Here is a 14,019-nt window from a genome sequence, read left to right on the forward strand (position 1 = left end):
GCGCTATTCGCTTTCTGACGTATAATGGCATAATTCCTTTCATGTTTGCCAGTTTGCTCAGGAGCTTTACTCGATGGTCTCTCACAACTCGGCCCCTGTGCTGATCACCGGCGGTGCCCGCCGAATTGGGCTGGCTCTGGCCAAGTCGTTCTTACAACGGGGCGTTCCGGTCATTATTGCCTATCGCAGTGAATACCCGGCTTTAGCCGAACTCCAAGACCTTGGCGCGATCTGCCTACAGGGCGATTTCTCTGCCCACGAAGGGATCTATCGTTTTGCCGATCAGGTAAAACAGGTTGCCCCAAAGCTGCGTGCCGTGATCCATAACGCCAGCGCCTGGTTGGCAGAGGCGGAGGATACTCCACCGGAGCAGGTGATGGCCTCCATGCTTCAGATCCACGTTTATACCCCCTACCTGTTAAACCAACTGCTGGAATCCTGCCTGCTTGGCCAAGGGCAAGCCGGTGCCGATATCATCCATCTGACAGATTATGTGGTGGAGAAAGGCAGTGACAAGCACATTGCCTATGCCGCCAGCAAGGCCGCGCTGGATAACATGACCCGTTCCTTTGCCCGCAAATTGGCCCCCGACGTCAAAGTGAATGCTATCGCCCCGGCACTGATTATGTTCAACACCTGTGACGATGAAGCCTATCGCCAGCAGGCGCTGACCAAATCCCTGATGCAGATCGCCCCAGGGGAAAGTGAAGTGGTCAATCTGGTGGATTATCTGATGGGCAGCCGCTACGTCACCGGGCGCACCCACGGCGTCGATGGCGGGCGACCGCTGCGCTGAATAATGGGCATGGCGCAACACCGAGCAGCGCGCTATGCTGGATGCCGTTTTTCCTATAAAACCCCCCTATTATGACTAAAATTGTTTTTGTAGAAGACGATCCTGAAGTGGGCAAACTGATTGCCGCCTATCTGGGCAAACATGACATTGACGTCATCATCGAACCGCGTGGCGATACGGCACAGGCCTGCATTGAGCGGGAACAGCCTGACCTGGTGCTGCTGGATATCATGCTGCCCGGCAAGGACGGCATGACGCTGTGCCGCGATCTGCGCCCGGTGTATCCCGGCCCGATCGTATTGCTCACCTCGCTGGACAGCGATATGAATCACATCCTGTCGTTGGAGATGGGTGCGCATGATTACATCCTGAAGACCACGCCACCTGCAGTGCTGCTGGCTCGCCTGCGTTTACACCTGCGCCAACACGGGGGTAACCAGCCAAAAGAAGATCAAACACAGAACATTACCCAACATAATGCCGTGCATTTTGGCTTGCTGTGCATCGATCCGGTCAACCGTCAGGTGACTCTGGGGGAAGAGATCGTCACCCTTTCCACCTCGGATTTCGATCTGCTGTGGGAACTGGCGACCCATGCCGGGCAAATCATGGCCCGTGAAGCATTGCTGCAAAACCTGCGCGGCGTCAGCTACGACGGTATGGACCGCAGTATCGATGTGGCCATCTCACGCCTGCGCCGCAAGCTGTACGACAATGCCCTGGAGCCGTTTCGCATCAAGACCGTACGCAACAAGGGCTATCTGTTTGCCCCCAACGCCTGGGCATCGGTGCAGCAATGAGAAAACTGTTCGTGCAGTTCTTTTTACTGCTGTTCGTCTGCTTTTTGGTGATGGCGATGCTGGTCGGCCTGGTTTACAAAGTTACCGCCGAACGTGCCGGGCGCCAATCGATGGACGACCTGATGAAAAGTTCGCTGTATCTGATGCGCAGCGAGCTGCGGGAGATCCCGCTGAGGGACTGGAATAAAACCATCGCCACCCTGGATTTAAACCTGTCGTTCAAACTGCATATCGAACCGCTCGGTAAGCAAAACCTGAATGAAGACCTCACCAAGCGGCTGCGCTTGGGTGAAATTATCGCACTGGACGACCGCTATACCTTCATGCAGCGTATCCCACGCAGCCATTACGTGCTGGTCGTCGGCCCCATCCCTTATCTATTTTATCTGCACCAGATGCGCATCCTGGATTTGGTGTTGCTGATTTTTATCGGCATGTCGCTGGCCCTGCCGGTATTCCTGTGGATGCGCCCGCACTGGCAAGATTTGCTGAAACTGGAAAATGCCGCCCAACGTTTGGGGGCCGGGCATCTCGATGAACGTACACACTTTGTGCCCACCTCGAGCCTTTACCGGCTTGGCGTTGCCTTTAATCAGATGGCCGATAACGTCAACACGTTGATCGTCAGTAAAAAACAGCTGATTGACGGTATTGCCCATGAGCTGCGGACACCGCTGGTACGCCTGCGTTACCGGTTAGCCATGAGCGATAATCTGACCGACGGCGAACAGCAAGCGTTGAATCGGGATATCGGCCAGCTAGAATCTCTGATCGACGAGCTGTTGACCTATGCGCGTTTGGATCGGCCACAGGTCGCGCTAAATATCGAGCCTATCGATTTGCCCGGCTGGCTACAGGATAAGGTGGCCGATATCAAGTTGATCCACCCAGAGCACGACATTGAACTGAACATCCCGCATGTCGGTGACTTTGGCGGTGTCGATCTGCGGCTGATGGAGCGCGTGTTAGACAACCTGGTCAACAATGGCCTGCGCTATTGCGAACGGCGTTTGCGGGTCGGCCTATGGTTTGACGGTGATGCCGCGTGCCTGCAGGTGGAAGACGATGGCCCAGGCATTCCGCCGGAAGAGCGTGAACGGGTATTCGAACCCTTCGTCCGCCTCGATCCCAGCCGCGATCGCGCTACCGGCGGCTGCGGGCTTGGATTGGCAATCGTGCATTCCATCGCCGTGGCCTATCAAGGCCAGGTCTTTGTGCAGGCCAGCTCTTTGGGCGGCGCCAGTTTCCGCTTCTGCTGGCCGATTAAACCCTTTTTAGATACCAAAACAGAACCGGCATAACGATCCGGCCCCGTTGGCTCAACGGATCCACTATGGAGTTGAACAAATGACATCTGCATCATCCTCTACGGCCTACGGCCAACTTCGCGCCCTATTCACCCGCCTTTCGCGTTTTGACCACCTCTCAGCCATCAGCGGCTGGGATATGCAAACCATGATGCCGCCGGGTGGCAATAAGGCGCGTTCCGAAGCCCTGGCGGAATTGAGCGTATTGAAGCATCAAATCCTGACGGCACAGAAAACGGGTGAACTGCTCGATCACGCGCAGCAGGAAGCACTCGATGAATTTGACCGGGCCAACCTGCTCGAAATGCGCCGCCAGTATGATAATGCCGTGCTGGTACCCGAGGCGCTGGTCGAAGCCAAATCGCTAGCCGGTGCACGCTGCGAACATGCCTGGCGCAGCCAACGCCCGGCCAATGACTGGGAAGGCTTTAACGATAACCTGCGCCAAGTGGTCAAACTGAGCCGTGAAGAAGCGCAGATCCGTGCGCAGGCCGCAGGCGTCAGCCGTTATGATGCGTTGCTCAATCTGTATGAACCCGGCATGCGCAGCAGCGATCTGGACCGTATCTTTGGCGATCTGAAAACCTGGCTGCCCGATTTATTGCAACGGGTGGTCGCCAAACAGCAGCAGGAGCCTTGCCTGATCCCGCAAGGCCCGTTCGATGTCGACACCCAGCGTAAGCTGAGCCTGAGCGTGATGAAGCTGCTCGGCTTTGACTTTGACGGTGGCCGGGTTGACGTCAGCGCTCATCCGTTCTGTGGCGGCGTGCCGGAAGATGTGCGCATCACTACGCGCTATAACGAGAAAGAGTTTCTTACCGCACTGCTTGGCATCGTGCATGAAACCGGCCACGCCCGCTACGAACAGAATCTGCCACGTGAGTGGCTGGGCCAACCTATTGCTCAAGCTCGCTCGACGGCAATCCATGAATCGCAAAGCCTGTTCTTTGAAATGCAGCTGGCCCGGGGTAGCGACTTCCTGAAAGTCCTGCGGCCGCTGATCGTCAATCAGTTTGGTGAACAACCCGCCCTGGAAGAAAACAACTTTATTCGCCTTAATCAGCGGGTGAAGCCTGGCCTGATCCGCGTCGATGCCGACGAGGTCAGCTACCCTGCCCATGTGATATTACGCTATGAGATCGAGCGTGCGTTGATTGAGGGCGAGATCGAAGTAGACGATATTCCGGCGCTGTGGAATGAGAAGATGCACAGCTACCTTGGCCTGGATACCGTTGGGGATTATCGCAACGGCTGTATGCAAGACATTCACTGGACGGATGGCGCCTTTGGTTATTTCCCAACTTACACTTTAGGCGCCATGTACGCGGCACAACTGTTCGACAGTGCCCGCACCGCAATGCCAAAACTGAGCGAAGATATTGCCGCCGGTAATTTGAGCGCGCTATTCCATTGGTTACAGCAAAATATCTGGCGTCATGCCAGCCGTTACTCTACCGATACCTTGATCACCAACGCCACGGGCAAGGCGTTAGACCCAAGCTACTTCCGCCGGCATCTGGAAAGCCGTTACCTGTAATCTCCGAACCCTCCGTACGTTAAGGTGTTGCTGGTATAGCTTAACGTACGGATTTGCAAAACAGAGTCCGCATGACCTTAACCATCAATGTGTTACTTGAAAGCCGGTTGGCTGCCGGGGCGGACGGCTGCCATTGCACTGGCCCTTGAGGGCAGCAGTGCTTCCGCCAGCGCTTGTACCATTTTGGCTGACCGCGCACCAAATCTAGCGGTTAATTCCGTATAGGACCAGCGGGAACATTTGAACAGAAACTTACGGTTTCACTCTTCTTTGTGAACGTAGCGCCCTGTAAGGCCGCTACGTTCACATCTTTTTGTTCAGTTAATAGGGCAGGATCCGCGCCCTGTCAACCTTCGTGACTTCCTCTAACGAGACATTGTAACTATTCGACGCTCCTGCGGATACGGCTGTAACTTTGAAATTCGCCAGCGGGGAATACAGTCTTTCCTTCTCCTTATTCTTAAATGATAGACCACCCGGGATGGATAACCCGTTGCTGCTATTGCCTTTCACCCTGAATATAACTTTTACCTCATCCTGACTGAGGTTGGCAAATTCGTGGGCAACGTCTTCAGATCTGGATGTGGAGAAGAATTGCCCAAGTTTATACACGGTTTCAGTTTTATTAAGTTTATCGGTATTAAATCCTGAGATTAACGCGTTAATCCCGCTCTGTGTCATGCCTTGCCCACGGAAAGTTGTCATATTTTTTGCTGTCGGGGTGTAGCATACTTTAGCGCCCGTTGCCACCACTGCGCTCAGATCGCTACAATTTGCCTTAATAGTCGATTCAAGCGCCTTATTGCCACGGCTAAAAATATCATCACCATGAGCCATGCGGTACTCTTCAACGACTTTACTCCCGCTCACTTTGCCCGCTGAGCGGCCGTTGCCAAACTGATAACGCGCCTGCTCGTTGATCCCTCTGCATCCCTCGTTGCTTTGATAGACCGAGGAAAATTTTTGTCGGTTCTTGAGGTTTTCTTCATCAGCCTTTTTCGCATCGGTTTCAATTTCAACAAGCTTGTCTATTTCTTTCTGTATACTGTATTTTTTCGCCTCGTTCTTATCAATTTTCTCAGCATTCTTGGCGACCTCCGTTTTTAGCCCATTAACCTCCTTTAAGGCACTACCAATTCCTATCTGTAGCGCTTTTATCGCCTGTCCGGCAGATACTGTACTCCCTTCAGCATTGATTTTTTTGACTGCTGCTTCGCGCTCAGTCTGATAACGGCTACCATGAAACATATTGTTAACAAAGTTACTCGCCTGACCGTATTTGAAATGATCGTTTTTCAGGCGTACAGCGGCATTCTCACCATATTTTCCTGAGACTGACCGAAGGCTTTTAAGTAATGACTGGTTGCCGGCAATATTCTTTTTATGCGCAGCAATAGATTGAGTTATCTCGGTTACGGTATTTTTAATCCTTGAGATCTTTTGCGATAGTTCGCTTCTATCTTTGCTTAATACGGCTATGTCTTGCCGTATGTCATTCACAGACACTGCGGTATCATGTCTAATAGAATTTATTGGCATTCATTTCCCTCTTTGTTGAGTGCATGAATATTGTTCATGCGCGAAGTTGCGAAATCGTACAATGATTGCAGATTTCAGGGTGGGGGACTATCAAGAAACACTCCGAATCAGAAGTAACAGGCCGCAGAAAGTGGCTGAGAGGAAATATTGGACCAGCGGGAGCATTTGAACAGCAACTTCCGGTTTGAAGTATAGGAAGATTTCGGCTGTTTCGTTTACCCGGATGAACGGTTTGCTCCTTTGCTGGATGAGTTCGATGATCTGCTTGCTACACACCAGTCTGGCGAGATGAATGATAAGCGTTATATTGCCGAACTTAGCCCTTAATAACTAGCGATGTCTCATAGTGCACACCCTTCCCCAAAGCACCGGTTCCGCAGGTTGGTGGATTACAATATCAGTAATGTATGTTGTAACTAAAGAAACGATAAAACAGGCCAATCAATCCCTCCTGGCCTACCGTGCCACGAGTTCTGCACTCGTACATTAGGTTACACGCCGAAACCAATCACTCACGGAAACTCTTCCTCGGTTTGCATAAGATTATTTCAACAGCCCCGCAGTGGGGTTACAAACCAACAGACATTTGAGGTTCTAACGATGAAAAAAGTATTAGCTCTGGTTGTTGCCGCTGCAATGGGCTTGTCATCTATCGCTTTCGCCGCTGAAGCCGCCACTACCCAGGCTGCTCCGGCAAAAGTCACCCAGACGAAAAAACATCACGCGAAGAAAACTACCGAGCAAAAAGCTCAGGCAGCTAAAAAGCATCACAAAAAATCCAGCAAGAAAGCAGCAACGCCGGCTGCCTGATAGCCAACCGGCGTGGGGCACCCCTCACCTGTTCTGGTAAGATTTGTCCAACACCCGGTTCGCCGGGTGTTTTTTCATCGGGGGGTTGTCTATGCTGCGTCGCTATCGGTTCGAAATCATCCTTGGCACCCTGATCGTTTGCGGGCTGATCGCCAGCTTTTTTTATCTGTAACCTCCGCTTTTTCTCAGAAAATTATCGGAAAATCAATCGCCGACCATCTACATAGCGGCGAAATCAGTCTATAGTTAGCATTCAGTGTGTCTATGGATGATCCGAATTTGTCAGGCAAGAAACCTATGCGCATCTCTGTTTTACTGTTGTTGTGCTCATTTCCTTTGGCTTTATCCCATTCTGCGCATGCTGATAGCCCTTCCGAGGCGTCTGCGGCCGATCAAACCCGTCTGTTTTTTGGCAAAGATGACCGTATTAAAGTCACCGAAACCAGCGGTTGGCCGTGGCAGGCCATTGGCCAGGTAGAAACCGCCAGTGGCAACCTGTGCACCGCGACGCTGATCTCCCCGCATCTGGCCCTCACCGCTGGCCACTGCGTACTGGCCCCTCCCGGCAATCTTGATAAGGCCGTAGCGCTGCGCTTTATTTCCGGTAGCAAAGGCTGGCAATACCAGACGGAAAATATCGAAACGCTGGTCGATAAGTCATTAGGCAAGAAGCTGAAGGCGGATGGCGACGGCTGGATCGTGCCACCGGCAGCGGCGGCGTATGATTTTGCATTGATCGAGTTAAAAGATAAGGCGGCGCTACCCATTAAGCCGTTGCCATTATGGCAAGGTGACGATAAAGCGTTAACACAAACCTTAAAGCGGGCGAAACGCCTGGTCACCCAGGCCGGTTATCCGGAGGATCATCTGGACGACCTGTACAGCCATCAGAATTGTAAAGTCACCGGTTGGGCGCAACAGGGCGTTCTATCACACCAGTGCGATACCTTGCCGGGTGACAGCGGCTCCCCATTGATATTGAAGACCGACGACGGCTGGCGACTTATTGCTATCCAGAGTTCTGCACCCGCCGCGCAGGATCGCTATCGAGCCGATAACCGCGCGCTTTCTGTCACCGCGATTCGGGATGCGTTGGATCTCTTAGCCGCCGGTAAGTAACTCCTCCGAACAGCGCAGGCCACCGTTATCCCATTGAAGGGTAATGGTGGCAGGCAAACTGTGCTGCAATACCTTATCAACGCTTGGAGGGAGTAATCTATCAATCCCTCGTTCCCCACCCGCCATAAACCGCTTTGGCGTGGTACCGGTATACTGGCGGAAAAAGGCGATAAACGCGCTGTCGCTAGAGAAGGCCAGCCGCTGCGCAACCGCGCTTACGGAAGGCAACTGAGCCAATAGCTCAATCGCGTGCATCAAACGCCATTGCTGACACCACTGCTGATAGCTCAGCCCCGTTTCCCGCAGGAAAATTCTCGTTAACGTTTTAGGATGCAGATTGATCGCCTTGGCCAATACCACCAGCCCGGGTAGCTGATCGACGCCGTTTAAGCTATCAATCCAGGCTGAGACCCGAGGATCGCTCGGCAGCGTCAAGCTGGTATTTTCCTGCTCCGCCACGCTCAGTTCATTGCGCAAGACTCGCAACAGATCTTCCGCCTGGGGATGCTGCTGCGCGTAGTCAAACGGCCAATGCGCGATGCGTTCTATCACCGCTGCCAGCAAAGGATTGGCGGCCAACACGGCACAGTGCGGCATTGCCAGTATTGTGGCATCCGCAAAATAGAGCGAACGGTAAGCCACCTGCCCGCGCAGTTGCACGCGGTGTCGTACGCCGCTCGGTATCCAGATAATGCGCGTTGGCGGCAGGATCAGCCAGCGTTCGGCTAACGTCACCGTCATACAGCCACGTGGAGCATAGAGGATCTGGGCCCGTTGATGCTGATGTTCGCCAGAATCATGATCCGCCAGTTCGGCACTAATCCCCACCACTGGAGCAGTGAAACTATCCGGATCAAACACCTGATGTTGAGCAATCAACGCCATGCCACAGTCCTATTTTCATTGTTTTTTGTCCTGATGATTGTAATCGAACAATCACGATCTCCCTATACTGCCGTCACTTATTTGGGAGAATGTCATGTCCGTCAAAAATCTACCTCTGCCACTGATCATCGTGATGATCATGGCACCACAAATCCTGGAAACGCTCTATAGCCCGGCGTTAACCGCTATCCGCTTTGATTACCAAATCGATGCCACGCAGGCCAGCCACACGCTATCGGTTTATTTTTTCGCCTTCGCTTTCGGCGTGGCATTTTGGGGAACAATCAGTGACAAATATGGCCGTAGAACCGCCATGCTGGCCGGTTTGGTGCTGTATACGGCCGGAGCCTTGCTGGCGTTGCTGAGCAGTTCTTTCACGTTGCTCATCGTCTCGCGTGCCGTTATCGCCTTTGGTGCCGCCGTTGGTTCTGTGGTGACACAGACCATGCTGCGCGATGTCTATCAGGGGCAGGCGTTAGCAAAGATGTTTGCGATAATTGGCATGGCGTTGTCGATAAGCCCGGTGTTGGGCATGTTTAGCGGCGGTATGCTGGTGTTTTGGGGCGGTCGCATGGCCATTTTCTCCGCGCAGGCAGGATTGGCGCTGTTGCTGCTGATCTGGTGCTGGCGAGCGCTGCCAGAAACCCGCCAACAAACCGCCGGTATCGCGTTACTCCCCTGTTTGCAGGAGATGTTGCGCGATAGGCAAATCTGGTGCTCGGCGTTGCTGGTTGCCAGTTTTAACATCATGGCGTTCAGCTACTTCAGTCTGGCCCCGTTTATTTTTGAGACCTTGGAGCTAACCAGCGAGCAGTTTGGTTATTCGGGGATTGTTTTGGCCTTTGGCAGCCTGTGCGGCGCAATGGCGAACCGCTACCTTCTGCAAAAAAGGTTATGCGTTTACCGGCAGATCCAAATGGCCAGCCTGTTAGCGCTGTTAGCCTCAGTTGGTGCGTGGTATTGGCAGGCAAGTCTGATGATCCTGCTGCCCTGCATGGCGGTGACCGTGGCATTTGGCTTAGCCATTCCCAATATTCTCAGCCAGGCGCTGAAGAGTTACCGCAACCGGCTGGGTGCTGCCAGCGCGGTATTGGGGTTACTCTATTATCTGTTGATCGCTGGCGGCCTGGCACTGGCCGCCATGGGCCAGCACCTGCCGTTAACGCTGCAGGGATGTAGCTTGTTAAGCCTTGCCGGTTCAGCAAGGCTTAAACGTTACGCCGAAAGCTGATCGATGGTCTGCAAGATACGCTTCTCAGAAATCGGGTAAGGCGTGCCCAACTGCTGCGCAAACAGGCTGACGCGCAGCTCCTCGATCATCCAGCGTACCGCCTTCACCTCTTCATCCTGCTGACGTTTTGGCGGCAGCTTGTTCAACCACTGCTGCCAAGCCTGTTGAACCTGCTCCACACGGATCATCTGAGCGCGATCGCGGTGCGGATCGATCGCCAGCTTCTCCAGGCGGCGCTCAATCGCTTGCAGATAACGCAAGGTGTCCGGTAGGCGACTCCAGCCGTTATTGGTGACAAAGCCACGGTAAACCAGGCCGTTAAGCTGGGCCTTGATGTCGGACAGCGCCAACGCCAACGAGATATCAACGCGCCCTTTCAGGCGTTTGTTGATGTTGAAGACCGCCGTCAGGATCTGTTCCACCTGCTTAGCCACGCCCACCACGGTTTCGTTCAGCTCGGCCCGCACCAGCTCTTGCAGCCGGGCAAAGTTCTCTTCCGCCCACACCGGCCCGCCGTGTTCGGCAATCAGTTTGTCGATACCGCAGGAGATACAGTCGTCGATCAGATCCAGCACTTTGCCATACGGGTTGAAATACAGCCCAAGCTTGGCCTTGTTCGGCAACTTCTCATGCAGATATTTGATCGGCGAAGGGATATTCAACAACAGTAAGCGGCGTGTACCTTGCCACATGGCTTGCTGCTGTTCCTGCTCGCTGTCAAACAGGCGGATGGCTACGCTGTCTTTTTCGTCCACCAGCGCCGGGTAAGCCTTAACCGAGTAACCACCACGCTTCTGCTCATAAAACTCAGGCAGTTTACCAAAGCTCCAGATATGCAGATTACTCTGCTCCAGGCCATCATCAGCCACTGCCGACAGTGTTTCTTGCACCTTGTCTTTGAGCTGGAGCCTCAACGCGGCCAAATCTTTGCCTTCACGCAGGGTTTTGTGTTTCTCGCCCACCACGCGGAAAGTCATTTTCAGATGATCGGGCACCTGATCCCACTGCCAATCCTCACGTGACACCGTCACGCCAGTCATGCGGCGTAACTCGCGTTCCAGCGAATCCAGCAGAGGCATTTCCAACGGCATTGCCCGGCCAAGGAAAGCTTCAGCGTAGTTCGGTGCTGGCACAAAATTGCGGCGCATCGGCTTAGGCAACGATTTGATCAGTGCGATCACCAGTTCACGGCGAATACCGGGGATTTGCCACTCAAAACCGGCCTCTTCCACCTGGTTGAGGATCGGCAAAGGAATGTGCACGGTCACGCCATCGGCATCTGTACCCGGTTCAAACTGGTAGGTCAGGCGCAGTTTAAGGTTGCCCTGATACCAGTAGTTCGGGTAATCCAGCGCACTGACCTTGTTGGCCCCGTCCTTGATCAACATCTCTTTTTCGAAGTTGAGCAGCTCAGGGTTCTGCTTACCGGCGGTTTTCCACCACTGGTCAAAGTGACGCCCGGATACCACGTCGCTCGCAATTCGCTGATCGTAGAAACTGAATAGCGTTTCGTCATCCACCAGAATGTCGCGGCGGCGCGATTTGTGCTCCAGCTCTTCCACTTCGGCCCGCAGCTTCAGGTTGGCGGCGAAGAATGGGTGCCGTGTCTGCCAATCACCTTCCACCAACGCATGGCGGATAAACAGTTCACGGCACAGCAGTGGATCGATAGTGCTGTAGTTGACCGGACGAGCCGCGACGATTGGCAAACCAAACAGCGTAACCTTTTCGCTGGCCATCACCGCGCCCTGAGATTTTGACCAGTGCGGTTCGCTGTAATGATGTTTGACCAGATGCTGAGCCATCGGCTCGATCCACTCTGGTTCGATACGCGCGGCGATACGTCCCCACAGGCGGCTGGTTTCCACCAGTTCTGCCACCATCGTCCATTTCGGCGGCTTCTTGAACAGCCCGGAGCCAGGGAAGATGGAGAAACGGGCGTTGCGCGCACCGGTAAACTCTTGCTTGTCCGCATCCTTCTGGCCAATGTGTGAAAGCAGGCCACTCAGCAGTGCGGTATGCACGCTGCGATAATCCGAAGGCACGCTGTTGACCGGCAAGCCCAACTCTTTCACCACCTGGCGCAGCTGGGTGTAGATATCCTGCCATTCACGCACCCGCAGATAGTTGAGGAAATCGTTGCGGCACAGGCGGCGGAACTGGCTGGAGGAGTTTTCCTTCTGCTGCTCTTTCAGGTAATCCCACAGGTTCACGAACGCCATAAAATCGGATTCTTTGTCGGCGAAACGGCGGTGTTTCTCATCCGAGGCCTGCTGCTTATCCATCGGCCGCTCACGCGGATCCTGGATCGACAACGCTGAGGTGATGATCATCATCTCACGCACACTGCCACTCTTCTGGGCTTCCAACACCATTCGAGCCAAACGTGGGTCAATCGGCAACTGCGCCAACTGGCGGCCCTGCGGGGTCAGCTGATAGTGGCCGTTTTCCGCAGTTTTGATCGCGCCCAACTCTTCCAGCAGGCGCACGCCGTCCTGAATATTGCGGTTATCCGGCGCTTCGACAAACGGGAAGGCGGCAATATCGCCCAACCCCAGCGAGGTCATCTGCAAAATGACCGAGGCCAGGTTGGTACGCAGAATTTCCGGATCGGTAAACGCCGGGCGTGACAGGAAATCCTGCTCCGAGAACAGGCGAATACAGATACCGTCCGAGACACGCCCACAGCGGCCCTTACGCTGGTTAGCCGAAGCCTGTGAAACCGGTTCGATCGGCAAACGCTGCACTTTGGTACGGAAGCTGTAACGGCTGATACGCGCCGTGCCTGGATCGATAACGTATTTGATGCCCGGCACGGTCAACGAGGTTTCCGCCACGTTGGTCGCCAACACGATGCGGCGGCCGTGGTGCGACTGGAACACCCGATTCTGTTCACTGTTGGACAGGCGGGCATACAGCGGTAGCACCTCGGTATGCGGGAGGTTGAGCTTGGTCAGCGCATCGGCGGTGTCGCGGATTTCACGCTCGCCGCTCATAAAGATCAGGATATCGCCTGGCCCTTCGCGCCCCAATTCTTCCACTGCATCGAAAATGGCCTGAAGCTGATCGCGTTCAGTATCGTCGGCGTCGTCTACCACTGGGCGATAACGCACCTCCACGGGGTAAGTTCGACCAGAAACTTCAATGATCGGTGCATTGTTGAAGTGGCGAGAAAAGCGCTGCGGATCGATAGTGGCCGAGGTGATGATCACCTTTAGATCCGGGCGTTTTGGCAACAGCTCCCGCAGATATCCCAGGATGAAATCGATGTTCAGGCTGCGCTCATGCGCTTCATCGATGATCAGGGTGTCGTACTGCATTAGCAGGCGATCCTGCTGGATTTCGGCCAGCAAGATCCCATCGGTCATCAGTTTGACCAGGGTATTCTCACCCACCTGATCGTTAAAGCGCACCTTGTAGCCCACGCTGCCACCCAGCGGGGTTTCCAACTCATCGGCAATGCGGTTGGCAACGGTGCGTGCAGCCAGGCGGCGCGGCTGCGTGTGGCCAATCAGGCCTTTGACGCCGCGCCCTAACTCCAGGCAAATTTTCGGTAGCTGTGTGGTCTTCCCTGAGCCGGTTTCACCCGCCACGATCACCACCTGATGATCGCGAATGGCGGCGAAAATGTCCTGCTTCTTCTGGCTGACGGGCAAGCTTTCCGGGTAAGTGATTTTCGGGCACGAGGCAACGCGAGAGCGCACCTTCTGCAGGGCTTGCTCAATATCACCCGCTATTTCTGCGGCAACCGCCTGTTGAGCTTCGGGACTTTTGACTTTGCGCGCACCTTGCAACCGGCGTTGCAGGCGCTGCTGATCACGGAGCATCAGGTCACCCAGTTGGGATGACAATGCCGCGAGCGTAGATTTCACGTTCGGTGTTCCTTGTTTCTTCGCTGCTTTAAAATGGTTGGCCCCTCTATCTATAAAGATGGAACCGCTCCTATAGTCGGGTAAAGCAACGATTTTGAATTGGGTTGTCTGTTCTTGACTTGA

At 54.2% G+C, this 14,019-nt stretch carries 11 protein-coding genes; 8 read left to right on the top strand and 3 right to left on the bottom strand.

The features are described from left to right. Window positions 1-73: 73 nt before the first annotated feature. From folM to KAJ71_RS16560, 4 genes are all read left to right on the top strand, one after another. The gene (gene folM, locus KAJ71_RS16545) at window positions 74-796 is read left to right on the top strand and encodes a dihydromonapterin reductase (RefSeq protein WP_248946738.1); all 723 of its coding nucleotides are present in this window, start codon (window positions 74-76) and stop codon (window positions 794-796) included. 71 nt (window positions 797-867) lie between these two features. After that, complete coding sequence (gene rstA / locus KAJ71_RS16550) at window positions 868-1,596, top strand: two-component system response regulator RstA (protein ID WP_248946739.1); 729 nt, start codon at window positions 868-870, stop codon at window positions 1,594-1,596. After that, window positions 1,593-2,897, top strand: coding sequence for a two-component system sensor histidine kinase RstB (rstB, locus tag KAJ71_RS16555; protein WP_248946740.1), 1,305 nt, complete (start codon window positions 1,593-1,595; stop codon window positions 2,895-2,897). The genes rstA and rstB overlap by 4 nt, the downstream gene beginning before the upstream one ends. A 46-nt stretch (window positions 2,898-2,943) precedes the next feature. After that, entirely contained in the window at window positions 2,944-4,440 is a 1,497-nt protein-coding gene (locus tag KAJ71_RS16560) for a carboxypeptidase M32 (RefSeq protein ID WP_248946741.1), read from the top strand. A 321-nt stretch (window positions 4,441-4,761) separates the two neighbouring features. On the opposite strand, the gene KAJ71_RS16565 is transcribed toward KAJ71_RS16560, so the two are convergent. Next, complete coding sequence (locus KAJ71_RS16565) at window positions 4,762-5,979, bottom strand: ADP-ribosyltransferase domain-containing protein (RefSeq protein WP_248946742.1); 1,218 nt, start codon at window positions 5,977-5,979, stop codon at window positions 4,762-4,764. A 600-nt stretch (window positions 5,980-6,579) separates the two neighbouring features. Between KAJ71_RS16565 and asr the strand changes: the two genes are divergently transcribed. The 3 genes from asr (at window position 6,580) to KAJ71_RS16575 (ending at window position 7,908) form a co-directional block, all read left to right on the top strand. Then, entirely contained in the window at window positions 6,580-6,789 is a 210-nt protein-coding gene (gene asr / locus KAJ71_RS16570; protein ID WP_248946743.1) for an acid resistance repetitive basic protein Asr, read from the top strand. A gap of 91 nt (window positions 6,790-6,880) precedes the next feature. Further along, window positions 6,881-6,961: a small membrane protein YdgU gene (gene ydgU / locus KAJ71_RS23780; RefSeq protein WP_455567118.1), complete on the top strand. Its 81-nt coding sequence runs from the start codon at window positions 6,881-6,883 to the stop codon at window positions 6,959-6,961. 125 nt (window positions 6,962-7,086) lie between these two features. Beyond that, window positions 7,087-7,908: a trypsin-like serine peptidase gene (locus tag KAJ71_RS16575; RefSeq protein ID WP_248946744.1), complete on the top strand. Its 822-nt coding sequence runs from the start codon at window positions 7,087-7,089 to the stop codon at window positions 7,906-7,908. On the opposite strand, the gene KAJ71_RS16580 is transcribed toward KAJ71_RS16575, so the two are convergent. After that, complete coding sequence (locus KAJ71_RS16580) at window positions 7,891-8,793, bottom strand: AraC family transcriptional regulator (RefSeq protein WP_248946745.1); 903 nt, start codon at window positions 8,791-8,793, stop codon at window positions 7,891-7,893. The genes KAJ71_RS16575 and KAJ71_RS16580 overlap by 18 nt on opposite strands. A 94-nt stretch (window positions 8,794-8,887) precedes the next feature. On the opposite strand from KAJ71_RS16580, the gene KAJ71_RS16585 reads away from it, so the two are divergent. Next, window positions 8,888-10,024: an MFS transporter gene (locus KAJ71_RS16585; RefSeq protein ID WP_248946746.1), complete on the top strand. Its 1,137-nt coding sequence runs from the start codon at window positions 8,888-8,890 to the stop codon at window positions 10,022-10,024. Here KAJ71_RS16585 and hrpA read toward each other — a convergent pair. Next, window positions 10,009-13,896 carry an ATP-dependent RNA helicase HrpA gene (hrpA, locus tag KAJ71_RS16590; RefSeq protein WP_248946747.1) on the bottom strand — a complete coding sequence of 1,296 codons (3,888 nt, stop codon included), beginning with the start codon at window positions 13,894-13,896 and terminating at the stop codon, window positions 10,009-10,011. The genes KAJ71_RS16585 and hrpA overlap by 16 nt on opposite strands. Window positions 13,897-14,019 lie beyond the last annotated feature (123 nt).

It is taken from the genome of Serratia silvae, assembly GCF_023282985.1.
In the GTDB taxonomy this organism is placed as follows: domain Bacteria; phylum Pseudomonadota; class Gammaproteobacteria; order Enterobacterales; family Enterobacteriaceae; genus Chania; species Chania silvae.

Bases quoted from the DNA above. Each gene is read 5' to 3' on its own strand.
- rstA (WP_248946739.1), top strand. From the start codon at position 868: ATGACTAAAATTGTTTTTGTAGAAGACGATCCTGAAGTGGGCAAACTG.
- KAJ71_RS16565 (WP_248946742.1), bottom strand. From the start codon at position 5,979: ATGCCAATAAATTCTATTAGACATGATACCGCAGTGTCTGTGAATGAC.
- rstB (WP_248946740.1), top strand. From the start codon at position 1,593: ATGAGAAAACTGTTCGTGCAGTTCTTTTTACTGCTGTTCGTCTGCTTT.
- KAJ71_RS16580 (WP_248946745.1), bottom strand. From the start codon at position 8,793: ATGGCGTTGATTGCTCAACATCAGGTGTTTGATCCGGATAGTTTCACT.
- KAJ71_RS16575 (WP_248946744.1), top strand. From the start codon at position 7,087: ATGCGCATCTCTGTTTTACTGTTGTTGTGCTCATTTCCTTTGGCTTTA.
- folM (WP_248946738.1), top strand. From the start codon at position 74: ATGGTCTCTCACAACTCGGCCCCTGTGCTGATCACCGGCGGTGCCCGC.
- KAJ71_RS16585 (WP_248946746.1), top strand. From the start codon at position 8,888: ATGTCCGTCAAAAATCTACCTCTGCCACTGATCATCGTGATGATCATG.
- ydgU (WP_455567118.1), top strand. From the start codon at position 6,881: ATGCTGCGTCGCTATCGGTTCGAAATCATCCTTGGCACCCTGATCGTT.
- KAJ71_RS16560 (WP_248946741.1), top strand. From the start codon at position 2,944: ATGACATCTGCATCATCCTCTACGGCCTACGGCCAACTTCGCGCCCTA.
- asr (WP_248946743.1), top strand. From the start codon at position 6,580: ATGAAAAAAGTATTAGCTCTGGTTGTTGCCGCTGCAATGGGCTTGTCA.